12 protein-coding genes are annotated in these 12,312 nt (G+C 67.6%); all 12 read left to right on the forward strand.

The features are described 5' to 3' along the window. The first annotated feature begins 25 nt into the window (after nucleotides 1-25). The gene (ftsY, locus tag AC5ZH6_RS10580) at nucleotides 26-1,546 is read left to right on the forward strand and encodes a signal recognition particle-docking protein FtsY (protein WP_014359741.1); all 1,521 of its coding nucleotides are present in this window, start codon (nucleotides 26-28) and stop codon (nucleotides 1,544-1,546) included. A gap of 397 nt (nucleotides 1,547-1,943) precedes the next feature. Then, nucleotides 1,944-3,341: an ammonium transporter gene (locus AC5ZH6_RS10585; RefSeq protein ID WP_026920185.1), complete on the forward strand. Its 1,398-nt coding sequence runs from the start codon at nucleotides 1,944-1,946 to the stop codon at nucleotides 3,339-3,341. A gap of 6 nt (nucleotides 3,342-3,347) precedes the next feature. Further along, nucleotides 3,348-3,686, forward strand: a complete 339-nt coding sequence (locus tag AC5ZH6_RS10590) for a P-II family nitrogen regulator (RefSeq protein ID WP_005176661.1) — start codon at nucleotides 3,348-3,350, stop codon at nucleotides 3,684-3,686. Nucleotides 3,687-3,698: 12 nt separating this feature from the next. Next, nucleotides 3,699-6,293, forward strand: coding sequence for a [protein-PII] uridylyltransferase (locus tag AC5ZH6_RS10595; protein ID WP_006371298.1), 2,595 nt, complete (start codon nucleotides 3,699-3,701; stop codon nucleotides 6,291-6,293). Nucleotides 6,294-6,399: 106 nt separating this feature from the next. Further along, entirely contained in the window at nucleotides 6,400-7,965 is a 1,566-nt protein-coding gene (gene ffh, locus AC5ZH6_RS10600) for a signal recognition particle protein (RefSeq protein WP_006371299.1), read from the forward strand. Nucleotides 7,966-7,972: 7 nt separating this feature from the next. Then, on the forward strand, nucleotides 7,973-9,100 hold the full coding sequence (locus AC5ZH6_RS10605) for an amidohydrolase family protein (protein ID WP_496169016.1): 1,128 nt from the start codon (nucleotides 7,973-7,975) through the stop codon (nucleotides 9,098-9,100). Nucleotides 9,101-9,547: 447 nt separating this feature from the next. Continuing rightward, nucleotides 9,548-10,003, forward strand: coding sequence for a 30S ribosomal protein S16 (rpsP, locus tag AC5ZH6_RS10610; RefSeq protein ID WP_014359742.1), 456 nt, complete (start codon nucleotides 9,548-9,550; stop codon nucleotides 10,001-10,003). Beyond that, a complete protein-coding gene (locus AC5ZH6_RS10615) occupies nucleotides 10,000-10,242 on the forward strand; it encodes an RNA-binding protein (RefSeq protein ID WP_006371302.1) in 243 nt (80 codons plus the stop codon). Before rpsP ends, AC5ZH6_RS10615 begins: the two co-directional genes overlap by 4 nt. Nucleotides 10,243-10,256: 14 nt before the next feature. After that, nucleotides 10,257-10,817 (forward strand): ribosome maturation factor RimM, encoded by a 561-nt coding sequence (rimM, locus tag AC5ZH6_RS10620; RefSeq protein ID WP_014359743.1) that lies wholly within the window; start codon nucleotides 10,257-10,259, stop codon nucleotides 10,815-10,817. Nucleotides 10,818-10,834: 17 nt separating this feature from the next. Then, entirely contained in the window at nucleotides 10,835-11,533 is a 699-nt protein-coding gene (gene trmD / locus AC5ZH6_RS10625) for a tRNA (guanosine(37)-N1)-methyltransferase TrmD (RefSeq protein WP_014359744.1), read from the forward strand. A gap of 68 nt (nucleotides 11,534-11,601) precedes the next feature. Continuing rightward, nucleotides 11,602-11,976, forward strand: a complete 375-nt coding sequence (locus AC5ZH6_RS10630; RefSeq protein WP_238534892.1) for a YbaB/EbfC family nucleoid-associated protein — start codon at nucleotides 11,602-11,604, stop codon at nucleotides 11,974-11,976. Beyond that, complete coding sequence (locus AC5ZH6_RS10635) at nucleotides 11,973-12,305, forward strand: hypothetical protein (protein WP_006371306.1); 333 nt, start codon at nucleotides 11,973-11,975, stop codon at nucleotides 12,303-12,305. Before AC5ZH6_RS10630 ends, AC5ZH6_RS10635 begins: the two co-directional genes overlap by 4 nt. The last annotated feature ends 7 nt before the right edge of the window (nucleotides 12,306-12,312 follow it).

Raw genomic sequence — 12,312 nt, forward strand, 5'->3', positions numbered from 1 at the left:
GACGGAGAACAGGACCTGTGCACCAGTGAACACCGACATCATCATCGGCATCGTCATCGCGGTGGTCGTGATCCTCGCGCTCATCGTGGTGGGCATCGTGCTCGCCCGGCGGCGGCGGATCTCGCTCACCGACCAGCCCGACAGCCAGGTCACCGACGGCAGCAAGCCCCAGGTCGACAGATCGGGTGGATACCAGGCCGGGTCGGGTTTCAGTTTCAGCCAGGGCGGGGCGGGTACCGCCACCGCGCCGCCACCGGCACCTGGCCCGACGCCGACCGTCGAGCCGGTGCTGCCGTCGCAGGAGCGCACCGAGACCGACGGCCAGCCCGCCGTCGGCGACGATGCCTCCATCCCACGTGACTCGGTCAAGCGTGGAATCTCCGAGGTCAGCCTCCCCGACGCCACCGACGACGGCGCCCCGGCTGTCGCCGACAGCGCTCCCGATGTCGTCGACAGCGCTCCCGACGTCACCGACAGCGCTCCCGCCGACACCGACAGCGCTCCCGCCGACACCGACAGCGCTCCCGCCGACGCCGACAGCGCTCCCGCCGACAGCGCTCTCGATACCGAGGCGGCCGCCCCGGCGGATGCCTCCGGCGCCACCCAGGCGCCTGCTCGCGAGGAGATCGCGCCGACCGCCGGGCGTCTCGGTCGGCTCCGCGGCCGCCTGTCGCGCTCGCAGGGCGCGATCGGCAAGAGCATGCTCGGGCTGCTCGGCGCCGGCGACCTCGACGAGGACAGCTGGGAAGAGATCGAGGACACCCTCGTGATGGCCGATCTCGGTACCGCGTCGACGACTGCCGTCGTGGAGCGGTTGCGTACCGACCTGGCCACCAACCCGGTACGCACCGCCGACGACGCCCGGGCGCTGCTCAAGCGCGTCCTCGTCGACCAGCTCCACCCGGAGATGGACCGATCCGTGCGCGCCCTACCGCACGCCGACAAGCCGGCCGTGATCCTGGTCGTCGGCGTCAACGGCACCGGAAAGACCACCACCACCGGCAAACTCGCGAGAGTGCTCGTCGCCGACGGGCGGCGGGTGCTACTCGGCGCCGCCGACACCTTCCGCGCGGCCGCCGCCGATCAGCTCCAGACCTGGGGCGAGCGGGTGGGCGCCGACATCGTGCGCGGCAAGGAACAGGCAGATCCGGCGTCGGTGGCCTTCGACGCCGTCGCGAAGGGCATCGACTCCGGTGTCGACGTGGTCATGATCGACACCGCGGGCCGGCTGCACACCAAGACCGGACTCATGGACGAGCTGGGCAAGGTCAAGCGCGTCGTGGAGAAGAAGGCACCCGTCGACGAGGTATTGCTCGTTCTCGACGCCACGGTGGGGCAGAACGGTCTCACCCAGGCCCGGGTGTTCGCCGAGGTTGTCGACATCACCGGAGTTGTCCTGACCAAGCTGGACGGTACCGCCAAGGGCGGCATCGTGTTCCACGTCCAGGAGGAACTCGGTGTCCCGGTCAAGCTCGTGGGTCTCGGCGAAGGCGCCGACGATCTCGCGCCCTTCGAGCCCGAGGCATTCGTCGACGCGCTTCTGTGAGCGGGGCCGGTGACGGACACCCTTGCGCACCGGCACCTCGCCACCGGAACCTCTGCGGAGCCCCTCGGCACCGACGGATTCGAGGCTTTGACAACTCCTGGTACCGACAACTCTCGGCTCCCACAACGCAGCCGTGACAGCCGAGTGCACCAGAGCCGGTGCGTCCTCATCGGCTCTCGCCGATGTGTGAACGTGTGGTTTTGCACTGCACAATCATGCGCACCGCTGCATACCGACCAGGGATTTAACCCCGGTGAAATATAAAGTGCCCTCTGGTTCACATGGCGGAAACGACGAATAGCTCTCGCCGAAACAAACACCAAGCAATCTTCTCTCCAGGTCAAAACCGCGGCCTGTAAGCGGTGGGATGAGGAGGATACTAGTGGCTTTCCCCACTATGGGTGTGCCGGATTCGGGCGACACAGCCTGGATGCTGGCCAGTTCGGCGCTCGTCTTGTGTATGACGCTGCCCGGTCTGGCGTTCTTCTACGGCGGCATGGTCCGCGCGAAGAACGTCCTGAACATCATGATGATGAGTGCGATGTCGGCCGGCATCGTCACGGTGCTCTGGTCGATCTACGGGTTCTCGATGGCGTTCGGCAACGACATCCTCGGAACGAGTAATGGCGGCCTGCTCGGTGATCCGGGCGAATACTTCGGACTGAAGAACCTGCTCGCGGGTGTCAACGGTGCCGCAGCGGTGGCCGCCGACCCCGCAACGCAGACCGCGGCGGCGCCTGCGGTCGACATTCCGATCTTCGGCACGATCCCGGCGATGGTCTTCGTGGCGTTCCAGTTGATGTTCGCCATCATCACCGTCGCCCTGGTCTCCGGTGCGGTGGCCGATCGCATGAAGTTCGGTGCGTGGACCGCCTTCACCGTGCTCTGGTCGACGATCGTCTACTTCCCGGTGGCCCACTGGGTCTTCGCCTTCAACGGCGTCACCGCCGAGAAGGGCGGCTGGATCGCCAACAACCTCAAGGCGATCGACTTCGCAGGTGGTACGGCCGTCCACATCAACTCCGGTGTCGCCGGTCTGGTTCTGGTGTTGTTCCTCGGCAAGCGCAAGGGCTGGCCGAAGTCCCCGATGCGGCCGCACAACCTGCCGTTCACGATGCTCGGCGCCGGATTGCTGTGGTTCGGTTGGTACGGCTTCAACGCCGGTTCGGCGACCTCGGCCAACGGCGTCGCCGGTTCGACCTTCATCACCACCACTGTCGCGACCGCGGCGGCGATGCTCGGCTGGCTGCTCACCGAGCGAATTCGCGACGGTCACGCGACCAGCCTGGGTGCCGCGTCGGGCATTGTCGCAGGACTCGTGGCGATCACGCCGTCCTGTTCGTCGGTCGACATCTGGGGTGCACTGATCATCGGCGTGCTCGCCGGCATCATCTGTGCGCTGGCCGTGGGTCTGAAGTACAAGCTCGGATATGACGACGCGCTCGATGTCGTCGGCGTTCACATGGTCGGCGGTATCCTCGGTACCGTGCTGATCGGCTTCCTGGCCACCAAGAAGGCCCCGGCCGCCGTCGACGGCCTCTTCTACGGTGGTGGTTGGGATCAGCTGTGGCGTCAGGTGCTCGGCGCAGGCTCCGTATTGGTCTATTCGGCCATCGTCACTGCAATAATTGCAGCCGTGATCAAGTTCACCATCGGTCTTCGTGCGGACGAGGCCGATGAGGCTCAGGGTCTCGACGAATCGCAGCACGCAGAATCCGCATATGATTTCACGCCGATCGGCGGGGGCTCGGCCCTCGCTCAGGCAGGCGTCATTGGTGCCGGCAAGGAGGCATGATCCACAGTGAAACTGATCACCGCAATCGTGAAGCCGTTCACGCTCGAGGACGTCAAGGCAGGTCTCGAGCAGGCCGGAATCCTGGGCATGACCGTCAGTGAGGTCCAGGGCTACGGCCGTCAGAAGGGCCACACGGAGGTCTACCGCGGCGCCGAGTACTCGGTTGATTTCGTCCCGAAGGTGCGGGTCGAGGTCGTCGTGGACGATGCCGCCGTGGACAAGGTCGTCGATGTCATCGTCGAGGCCGCCCGCACCGGCAAGATCGGCGATGGGAAGGTCTGGGTCTCGCCGGTGGAGTCGGTCGTGCGCGTCCGAACCGGCGAGCGCGGCGCCGACGCACTGTAGCGAGAGGGCCCGATGCCCTTCGTGAGCACTGGTCACGGCCCCGCGTCCGATGATGATTCGGGCGCGGGGCCGCGTCCTTCCCAGACACCGGTTGCCGCAACGGATCTCGCGGCAACCCGACGCCAGCTGACCGAGGCGTCCGGACCCAATCGACTCGACGCCCCCGGCCTGCGCCAGGTACTCGTCGACCTGCACGAGTTCTGGTTGACCAGCAAGGGTGCCGAACTCGGGATCAAACCCGGTAGTGGACTGGCGATTGTCGCCGTCGGCGGGCTCGGACGCGGTGAACTGCTGCCGCACTCGGATCTCGACCTGATCCTGCTCTACGAGGACCAGTCACCCGAGCGGGTCTCCGAGGTCGCCGACGGCCTCTGGTATCCGTTGTGGGACGCCAACATCGCGCTCGATCACAGCGTGCGCACGGTTCCGCAGGCGCTGCAGGTGGCCTCCGAGGACGTCACCGCCGCACTCGGTCTGCTCGAGGCCCGGCACATCGCCGGCGACGAGGACCTGTCGTCGCTGCTGATCGGTGGGGTGCGCCAGCAATGGCGTTCGGAGATCCGCACCCGGTTCCCGGCGGTGGTCGAACATGCCCGGGATCGGTGGCGACGCAGCGGCGACATCGCACACCGCGCCGAACCGGACCTCAAGAACGGTCGCGGCGGACTCCGAGACGTGCAGTTGCTCGGTGCGTTGTCGATCGCCCAACTGACCGACGGCATGGCCAATTTGCGGCCCGATTCTCCCGGTGCCGGACCGCAGGTCGCCTATCACCGACTCCTGGACATCCGTACCGAATTGCATCGGATCGCCGGGCGCCCACGCGAACAGGTGCGCGCCCAGGATGCCGACGAGATCGGCGCGGCACTGCGCCTCGGGGATCGTTTCGACCTCGCACGGGTCATCAGCGACGCCGCGCGCACCATCGGGTACTCCACCGATGTCGGTTTGCGGACCGCGGGTAATGCGCTGCCACGACGCGGGTTGGCCAAACTGCGCCGCTCACCGATCCGGCGACCGCTCGACGAGGGCGTCGTCGAGCACAACGGTGAAATCGTGTTGGCGCGCAACGCCATTCCCAGCAAGGACCCGGGACTGATTCTGCGGGTGGCGGCGTCGTCGGCGCGGACCGGCCTGCCGATCAGCGCGTCGACCCTGTCGCGGTTGGCCGACTACGCCCCGGAGCTGCGCGAGCCGTGGCCGAGCGAGGCGCTCGGTGATCTGCTGGTGCTGCTCGGTTCGGGGCCCCACATGGTCGCCCCGATCGAGGCTCTCGATCGGACCGGCCTGTGGGGTCGGCTCCTGCCCGAGTGGGGTGCGGTGCGCGACCTGCCTCCTCGCGATGCGGTGCACACGTGGACCGTCGACCGGCATCTGGTCGAGACCGCCGTCAACGCCGGCGCGATGACGACCCGGGTCACCCGACCGGATCTGTTGTTGCTCGGCGCTCTGATCCACGATCTCGGAAAGGGTCGCGGCGCAGACCATTCCATCGTCGGTGCAGAACTCGCCATCCAGGTCGGCAACCGAATCGGGTTGTGGCCGCAGGACGTGACGATCCTGTCGCAGATGGTCCGACACCACCTGTTGTTGCCCACGGTGGCCACCCGCCGTGACCTCGACGACCCGGCCACCGCCGAGGAGGTCGTCGACAAGCTCGGACACAACCGATTACTGCTCGAACTGCTCGCGGCACTCGCGGAGGCGGATTCGCTGGCGACGGGCCCGGGCGTGTGGGGTGACTGGAAGGCCTCACTCATCAACGATCTGGTGCGGCGCGCGACCCGCCTGCTCGACGGTGAGGAACTGCCGACCCCCGAACCGCTGACCGACGAGATGATCGCGCTCGCGCGCAGCGACGACTTCGCGGTCCGCATCACACCGACGGACGGCTTGCACACCTACTCCGTACTGATGGTCGCCCCGGACCATCCGGGCATGCTGTCGAAGATGGCCGGTGTGTTGGCGCTCAACGGATTGCGCTCGCTGTCGGCGACGGTCCAGAGCCACGAGAATCGCGCGATCAACAGCTTCGTGGTGGTGCCCGTGTTCGGGACACCGCCCGAGGCCGGGTTGCTGCGACAGCAGCTCATGGCGACCGTCGACGGCAAGTTCAGCGTGCTCGAGCGGCTCGACAAACGCGAACGCGAGTCGCCGACCCCGACGATCGGCACGATCGTCGCGACCCCCGGGGCGGTGGCCGTCGCGCAGGGCGCACCCGACGATCCCGCCACGGTGGCCGCCAACGCGGTGCCCGCATTGTTCGCGGTAGCCCCGTCGCGTGTGTTGTGGACGTCCTCCGATCTCGACGGAGGGGTGCTCATGGAGTTGCGCACCGACGACCGGCTCGGTCTGTTGAGCCGGGTCAGCGACGTGATCGAGCACGCCGGCGTCGTGGTGCGTTGGGCCAAGGTCGCCACCCTGGGCAACACGGTCGTCGACACATTCTGTCTCGTGCTGGGGGAGGACACCCCCGAGCGTCGGACGGAGCTGGCCGACGCGGTGCTCGCGGTCTGTCCGCCACCGCGGCCACGCACCGAAACCGACGACGATCCGGGGCCGGCGAGTTTCGGCGGCAGCGGCCGATCGGGAGTACCCATCAGCTGACGCCTCGCGGGATCGAGCGGTCGGCGGCGCCTGCCGTGTCGCCGTGCTGCGCCCGACGCGCACCCGCGTCGGGCGCAGCACGAGCCGGTCATGGAAAGATGGTGGAATGTTCGACTCCCTCTCCGATCGGTTGACCGGTGCGCTGAAGGATTTGCGCGGCAAGGGCCGCCTCTCCGACGCCGACATCGACCGCACCTGCCGTGAGATCCGCCTCGCGCTGCTCGAAGCCGACGTGTCGCTGCCGGTGGTGCGTGCGTTCATCGCGCGCATCAAGGAACGCGCCAAGGGTGCCGAGGTCTCCGCGGCGCTGAACCCGGCTCAGCAGGTCGTCAAGATCGTCAACGAGGAACTCGTCGGCATCCTCGGCGGCGAGACGCGGCGCGTCCGGTTCGCCAAGACCCCGCCGACGGTGATCATGCTCGCCGGCCTGCAGGGTGCCGGTAAGACGACGCTCGCGGGCAAGCTCGGCGCCTGGCTCAAGAAGCAGGGCCACACCCCGCTGCTGGTCGCCTGCGATCTCCAGCGTCCCGGCGCGGTCTCACAGCTCAAGATCGTCGGTGAACGCGCAGGCGTCCCGGTGTTCGCGCCGCACCCGGGTACCAGCATCAGCGGTGAGGCAGCCCCCGTCGGGATCAACCCGCTCGGCGTGACCGCCGGAGACCCGGTGTCGGTGGCGACCGGTGGTGTCGCCGAGGCCCGCGCCAAGCACCACGACGTCGTCATCATCGACACCGCGGGTCGTCTCGGAATCGACGCCGAGCTGATGAAGCAGGCCTCCGACATCCGCGACGCGACCCGTCCCGACGAGGTGCTGTTCGTCGTGGACGCGATGATCGGTCAGGACGCGGTCACCACCGCCGAGGCGTTCGCCGAGGGCGTCGGCTTCACCGGTGTGGTGCTGACCAAACTCGACGGTGATGCCCGCGGTGGTGCAGCCCTGTCGGTGCGTGAGGTGACCGGGCAGCCGATCATGTTCGCCTCCTCGGGTGAGAAGCTCGAGGACTTCGACGTCTTCCATCCCGACCGGATGGCCAGCCGCATCCTCGGCATGGGCGATGTGCTCTCGCTCATCGAACAGGCCGAGGAACACTGGGACGCCCAGCAGGCCGAAGAGGCCGCCGCCAAGATCACCCAGGGTGAACTGACCCTCGAGGACTTCCTCGAGCAGATGCAGATGATCCGCAAGATGGGCCCGATCGGCAACATCCTCGGCATGCTGCCCGGAGCCGGGCAGATGAAGGACGCGTTGTCGCAGGTCGACGACAAGCAGCTCGACCGCGTGCAGGCGATCATCCGCGGCATGACGCCGGCCGAGCGGGACAACCCCAAGATCATCAACGCCTCTCGGCGTCTGCGTATCGCCAACGGCTCGGGTGTCACCGTCAGCGAGGTCAATCAGCTCGTCGACCGCTTCTTCGAGGCCCGCAAGATGATGGCGCAGATGTCCGGACGGATGATGGGCCCGGGCCGCAAGACCAATCGCAAGAAGGGCAAGGGGAAGAAGGGCAAGAGCAAGGGCCGCGGACCCACGCCACCGAAGGTGCGCGGCGGATTCCCCGGGATGCCGGGTGGTTTCCCGGATCTGTCGAACATGCCCGCCGGACTCGACCAGCTCCCACCCGGACTCGAGGGCATCGACATCTCCCAGTTCCAGCAGCCGAAGAAGAAGTAACGGGTCGATGCCCGGAGACGTTGCAGCAGAACGGGACTCGATCCGGTATTCACCGATCGACCACGGCGAGCCGCGGCATTACCGGGGTCGTGACCCGCTCACCGACGAGCCGATCGAGTTCTGGGTGCGCGGCGGGCGCATCCGGACCGAACCCATTCCCGATGCGCAGACCGCAGCCGACGACGTGTGGATCCTGCCGGGACTCGTCGATGCCCACAATCATGTCGGCATCGCCCCCGGGCTCGGGGTGACGATCGATCAGGCACGTGCGTTCGCGCGTCAGGACGTGGCCGCGGGCACCCTGTTGATCCGTGAGGTCGGCTCGCCCCTGGACACCCATCCGCTCGACGACGACCCATTGGCGCCGCGATTCATTCGCTCGGGCAAGCACATTGCGCGGCCCAAACGGTACCTGCGTGACTACGGCGTCGATCTCGACGATCCGGACGATCTCGCCGGCGAGGTGACGCGGCAGGCGGCCGCGGGGGACGGCTGGGTCAAGATCGTCGGCGACTGGATCGACCGTGAGGTCGGTGATCTCGCGCCGCTGTGGGACCGTGCACAACTCGACGCCGCGGTTCGTGCTGCCCACGATGCCGGGGCACGCATCACCGCGCATGTCTTCGGTACCGATGCGCTCGGTGACCTCATCGCTGCGGGAGTCGACTGCATCGAACACGGAACCGGGGCGACCGCCGACCACATCGATGCCATGGTCGAGCGCTCTATTGCCCTGGTGCCCACCATGATTCAGGTTGACAATTTCCCGGGTATCGCCGACGGAGCCGACCGGTTCCCGACATATGCGGCCAACATGCGCGCCCTGCACGCGCGCGCCGCGGACACCTTCGCCGCCGCGCGCGAGGCGGGTGTGAGAATCTTCGCCGGCACGGATGCCGGTGGTTTCGTCGAGCACGGGCGGATCGTCGACGAGGTCGAACGTCTCGCCGGCATCGGTCTCGGTGCGCGCGGCGCGATCGCGGCGGCGAGTGCCGAACCGCGTCGGTGGCTGGGGGCCGATCTCCTCGACAACGGTGATCGCGCCGACTTCTTGGTCTTCGACGAGAATCCGGTCTCCGATCTCGGTGTGCTCCGGCATCCGCGAGCGGTCGTCTGCTCCGGTATCCACGTCTGATCACATCTGACACACGGGTCTCTGCGCAGGGGACATTTGTGATCCAAATCACCCGTCGACCATTGGTGCGTTTTATTACTGTTCGGTAGGGTCACAGATGCATTGCAGGCGTGATCAGTCCGCAACTGCATCCGGGCCGTCTGGGCGGCCCGGCCACGGGGCGAGTCCGATCGACGTGAACGCGCGAGACGGACCGACATGAGGCCGGACATGCGGTTATCTTTCGCGGGGTGGATAACCGCATGTCCGCACTCCCGGCAGGGGTCGCCCGGCCGGGTATGGCTCTCTCGATTTCTCCCTCGCTCACCCGGTCTGGCACAATGATCTGCTGGTTCGTCGGACCCGGTCACGCACCGCCCGACGGTCACACCGAGACAGATCGCAAAACCGGGCCCCACAACCGGTGGGGTCGCTGAATTGCGCAGTGACCACACGAAAGATGAAGACATGGCTGTCAAGATCAAACTCACGCGGCTCGGCAAGATCCGCAACCCCCAGTACCGCATCGTCGTCGCCGACGCGCGCACCCGCCGTAACGGCCGCGCGATCGAGACGATCGGCAAGTACCACCCGAAGGAAGAGCCGAGCCTCATCGAGGTCGACTCCGAGCGCGCCCAGTACTGGCTCGGCGTCGGCGCGCAACCGACCGAGCCCGTGACCGCCATCCTCAAGGTCACCGGTGACTGGCACAAGTTCAAGGGCCTCCCGGGCGCCGAGGGCACTCTGAAGGTCGCCGAGTCCAAGACCTCCAAGCTCGACCTGTTCAACGCTGCGCTCGCCGCCGCCGACAGCGAGCCCGTCGCCGAGGCGACCACCCCGAAGAAGAAGGCCGCCAAGAAGGACGACGCACCGGCCGAAACCGCTGACGACGCATCCGGCGCCGAGGACAAGGCTCAGGCGTGAGCGCTGTCGTCGCCGATGCGGTGGAGCATCTGGTCCGCGGCATCGTCACCAACCCCGATGACGTCCGCGTCGAGCTGATCACCGGCCGACGTGGCCGTCTGGTCGAGGTTCACGTGAACCCCGAGGATCTCGGCAAGGTCATCGGCCGCAACGGCCGCACCGCGACCGCGCTGCGCACTCTCGTCTCGGGTATCGGTGGTCGTGGGATGCGTGTCGACATCGTCGACACCGATCGCTGATCTCCCGGAGTCCGATGGAGCTCGTGGTGGGCCGTGTGGCCAAGTCGCACGGTATTCGCGGCGAACTCGTCGTCGACGTCCGTACCGATGAACCGCAGGAGCGGTTCGCGCGTGGGACGACCCTGCTCGGCCGACTGCCGCGAGGCGCGGGCGAGCGCACTTTCACGGTGACAGCCGCCCGGGAACATTCCGGGCGGCTGTTGCTGTCGCTGGGCGAGGTGACCGATCGGTCGGCCGCCGACGCCCTGCGCGGCACGCTGTTCCTCATCGACAGCTCGGAGGTCGATTCGGGTGACGACCCCGACGCCTTCTACGACCACGAACTCGAGGGCGTTGCGGTCTCGACGATCGACGGTGTGGCCGTGGGCGTCGTCGGTTCCGTCCTGCACCTGCCTGCCAACGACATCCTGGTCGTGCGCACCGACGCCGATCGGGAGGTTCTCGTACCGTTCGTCCGGGAGATCGTGCCGACGGTGACCCTCGACGGCATCGAGATCGATCCGCCGCCCGGCCTCATCGACGACGCGGCCGCCGACGCCGGTGGTGACGACGACGCCAACGGTTCGGCGCAGTGACCGGGGAATCGCCCCACGTGCGCATCGACGTCGTCAGCATCTTTCCCGAGTACCTCGAGCCGCTTCGGGTTGCGTTGTTGGGCAAGGCAATCGAGCGTGGAGTCGTCGAGCTCGGGGTGCACGACCTGCGTGCGTGGACCCACGACGTCCACCGCAGTGTCGACGACTCGCCCTATGGCGGGGGCCCCGGCATGGTGATGAAACCCGAGGTGTGGGGTCCGTGTCTGGACGAGGTGTGCCCCGACGACGCGCTGCTCGTCGTCCCCACCCCAGCCGGTGTGCCGTTCGATCAGGCCACGGCGCATCGCTGGAGCGAGCACCCACATCTGGTGTTCGCATGCGGACGTTACGAGGGCATCGACCAGCGGGTCTTCGACGATGCCGCACGACGGGTGCGCGTCGAGGAGGTCTCACTCGGCGATTTCGTGCTGATCGGTGGCGAGGTCGCCGCGATGGCGATGATCGAGGCCACCGTCCGGCTGATACCCGGTGTCCTCGGCAATCCCCGCTCCCACCAGGAGGATTCGTTCTCCGACGGCCTGCTCGAGGGCCCCAGCTACACGCGGCCCGAGATCTGGCGGGATCTCCCGGTGCCGCCGATCCTGCTCTCCGGCGATCACGCCAAGATCGCCGCGTGGCGTCACGAGCAGTCGATGCAACGCACCCGTGAGCGTCGCCCCGACCTGTTACCGGGCGTCGATCACCCCGATCACTGACCGGTCCAATCCCTGTGGATTCCCACCCAACCGATGTCGGATTCGGGGGATATGATCGACCGATCCGTGTGAGTGGGGAGGCGACGGTGGGGGACTCCGGCAACAGTCGAGTGATCGGTGCGCGCTGGGCGGACATGCTCGACGAGGTCGAGCGGCAGCGTGGCGAGGTGCGGCGGGTGGCCGACGCCGTCGCCGGTCTCACCGCCACGGCGACCAGCCCGGATCGCGCGGTGTCGGTGACCGTCGATGCGCGTGGCGTGCTGGTCGGCCTCGACATCACCGCGTCGGCCATGCGGCGCTATCGGGGAGAGCAACTCGCGCAACTGATCGTCGGACTCGTCGCCGATGCCGACGGCATGTTGCGCACCCAACGTGCGCAACTGCTCACCGCCGCGAGCACGGTCACGCCGGCGCTCACCGACATCGAGCCGTCCGCCCGATGACCGCCGATCCGCAAAGGGTCGACGTCGACACCGACGCCACCGGCACACTGCATGCCGCGCTCACCACCGCGGCCCGCCACCTCGACGACCTCGGAGCCGATCTCGAAGTGGTTCTGGCACAGCTCGATTCGGCACTCGGAGACGATCCCGGAGCGCTGCGGTTCCGCACCGGATTCGCCGGCGTCGTGAGCTCTCTCGCCGGTGCGATGGCGAGCGCCGTCCGCGACGTCACCACCCACGCGGCGTCGATCGACGCCGGGACCCGCGATCTCGTCGACACCGATGGTCGTGCGGCAGGCGGTTTCGACCATCGTGGGCGGCTGCGATGACGGCACG

This window comes from Gordonia sp. YC-XJ4 (assembly GCF_059511865.1).